The sequence below is a fragment of the Emticicia sp. genome (genome assembly GCF_049241225.1).
Classification (GTDB): Bacteria; Bacteroidota; Bacteroidia; order Cytophagales; family Spirosomataceae; genus Emticicia.
Genome location: NZ_JBMLRC010000486.1, coordinates 1 through 3,213, shown reverse-complemented (window position 1 = coordinate 3,213; position 3,213 = coordinate 1). Strand labels below are relative to the sequence as shown.

The 3,213-nt window shown below is 33.0% G+C and carries 1 protein-coding gene; it reads left to right on the top strand.

The window, feature by feature from the left end; genetic code table 11:
* The first annotated feature begins 125 nt into the window (after positions 1–125).
* Positions 126–3,104, top strand: coding sequence for a DUF4132 domain-containing protein (locus ACOVO2_RS25380; RefSeq protein ID WP_421772667.1), 2,979 nt, complete (start codon positions 126–128; stop codon positions 3,102–3,104).
* Positions 3,105–3,213 lie beyond the last annotated feature (109 nt).

Here is a 3,213-nt window from a genome sequence, read left to right as displayed (position 1 = left end):
ACCCCGTACAAGACAAAGTTGTTTGGAACGAATACCTCGAAACCGTAATCAAACCACGTGAAGATTGGAAAGATGTTTATCGTGCGTGTAAGGATATTGTGATGTAATTCATAAAACTTATTAAAATGGAAACAAGAGAAGAGTTTATAAAACGAATCACTCAGCGTCATATCGAGCAATTAGACCGATACAATAAGGATTATATTAAAGTATATGCGTCTCAATTACACATTTTGTCAGATTTTTTATTAGGTAAGGATATTTCACTTCCTCCATTTGGCGGAGACAATTATCCTGCTTACGATTATTTATCAACTATTCTATGTAGGAATCACCAATTTTGGACTACAGATGATAAGGTAGTTAAGAGTTTAATTAGACCGATTAGTAATCATTCAAACCAATTTTATTGGATTATAAATAACTTCATTTCTACCAAACTGATTAACTATAATGGAATAAATCAAGTAGATTTTGATACTTACTTAGCTTTCTTTAAACAACAAGGTTTTTCAGATGAAAATATTTGCGACATTATCATCAACAACAATAGTTGGGCAATATTTTATGAATACATAAACCAAGAAAAAAAGCTCTCTCCTGCAGGAAAATATCTACTGAATTTATTGGAAAGGGAGGAAGGAATATTCAATATCTTTAAAACCAATAAAATAGCTAATAGATTAAACGAGAAAGCTCTCGCTCAAAACGAATCAGGGTTTAAATCTCTAAATTTTCAATTTCTGCTTGATTATTATCCAAAAGCATTAGAGGGTTTATATGAAAGGTATATGTGTATAATGCCCGATAATTATAATCCAAAACGCTTAGACCATTCTGTCATTCTATATGCTCTTGATAAGGATGCTGTAAGGTTTGAAAAAGAAGCTGTAAATGCTATCCTAAGTTGCAAAAGTGAATCTTATCAGAAATTAGCAATTTATTTTAAACTTGATAAAGCACTACCCAACAAATATGAAGATGACATAGATACACTTATAAACGAGTATTACACAAAAACCTGTAAAGCAGAAAACCATTCGCATTTTTATGGCTATATAAGTGAGAATTACATAAATACTGGGCAACACGGCGAGCCTGCAAGCGTTGCGATAGCCAAATATTTGCTTGAAAAAGACAAAGTAAAGGCTATTCCACGAATAGAGGCATATATCAGTTATGCCGATTTTTATTATCCAGCTTTCCCTAAATTTTTAAGTGAATATTTCGGTCAAGATAGTTTACCCTATTTGGTGGAAGCAATACACAAAAACTCAAAATACGTCGAGAACCATTTTCACGCCCAAGTTTTCGGTATTATTCAACAATTTGATTTTTCATCAATAGCTGATAAACTATTTGATTACGCTATTAATCACTCAACAAAAGCTACAAGAGAACTCGCTACGGAAACCTTAGCCAAATTAGGGAAACAGGTTTTTAGCAAAGCTAAAGAACTTTTATCAGCAAAAAATGCAGATAATCGAATCGTAGGAGCATTGGTTTTATCCAAACTGAATAACGAAGAGGCTAATGAAGCACTGAAAAATGTAATTGATACCGAAAAAAATGATGACACTCGTGATATTATAATTGAAGCTCTAAATGAAGAACTTTATGGTAAACAATTATCGCTATCTCAAATAAAAGACCTCATTATTAAAGCAGAAAAGAGAGGAAAATTGAGTAAACTCTCTGAAAAGTGGATAGATGAGCGAGATTTGCCAGCTATTTACTGGATAGATGATTCTAAATTAAATGAAATAGAAGTAAGATTTCTATTTTATCGGATGGCGAGAGGAAAAGGCTTAAATTCTGATACAGAAATTAGGCAAACCATGAATGTAATTGATAAAACTCGCAGTGGGGCATTTGCAAAAAAACTGATTCAAGCATTTGCGGATAGTGGTTCAAATACAAAATTCAAACATTATCTAACAACAGGCGGACAACTCGGCGGTGATGAAGTTTTACCTACTTTAAAAAGTATTTTCACTTATAATATGGGTGAAAAACGGTATAAAATGGCCGAATATGCCGTAGAAGCGATGGGAATGATTGGTACAAACAAAGCACTCAGAAACGTAGAAGTTATATCCAGAAAATTTGCCAGCAAAAGACCGTCGGTTAGTGAAAGAGCCATACAGGTTTTAAGTGCAGCCGCCACCGAATTGAATATTTCTACTGATGAATTGGCCGATAGAATAATCCCTGATTTTGAGTTTGAAGGCCTATTCAAAGCGTTTGATGTTGATGGTGAAGAATACAGAGCCTTCATCAGTTCGGACTTTACGCTTTGTTTTTTTGATGAAGATAATAAACTAAGAAAATCAGTTCCGAAAAACACAAATAGTGAATTAAAAAAGGAGTTCAAAGAAATTGAAAAAGAAGTAAGAGATATTGTAAAATCGCAAAGTGGTCGATTAGAAAAATATTTAATCGAAGAACGACAATGGACTTCTGAACAATGGCAGGCATTTTTCTTGCAAAATCCTATTATGTTTGTCTATTCAATGAAATTACTTTGGGCGGTTTTCGACGAAAATCATCAATTAAAATATGTATTTTACTATCATGAAGATACTTCACTTTATAATTTTTCCGATGAAGAAATTGAATTAGAAGAAACCGATAAAATCTCAATACTTCACCCAATTTATTTAACACCCGAACAAATAAATTTATGGAAAGCAAAAATCTATGAATTAGATAAGGCTCCCATATTCCCTCAGTTAGATAGGACAGTATTTAGAGTTCCCTCTGAAGAACAAGAAAAAAATTATACTCGAATTTTTGCCAATCAAGATATTCCCAAAGGAGCTGATTTTGTTGCCTCTACCATTGAAAAATATGGATGGATAAAGTCCACAGGCGATGGAGGACGTTTAGAATTGGTTAAAAAGTATCCAAAAACTGAAATACGGGCTTATGCCAGTATTGAAGGTGTCTATGCGTGGTATCAAGGCGGAAATACAAAAGCAACTGTACACGAAATTAGTTTTATTGGCAAAAATTGGCAAGAAAAAGTATTGTTAAAAGACATTTCACCAGTTTTCTTTTCGGAAGTAATGTATGATATTCAAAGGTTGATAGATGCAAAGTAAAGACTTCATTTATACCTATTTTGTATAGTTTTCAATAATATTTTTCTTTACATCAAAAAATGCCCATCACAATTCTCGGAATAAGACACCACGGAGTAGGTTCGGCCAA

Excerpts from the sequence above, each read along its gene's own strand:
- ACOVO2_RS25380 (WP_421772667.1), top strand. The coding sequence starts at position 126 with ATGGAAACAAGAGAAGAGTTTATAAAACGAATCACTCAGCGTCATATC.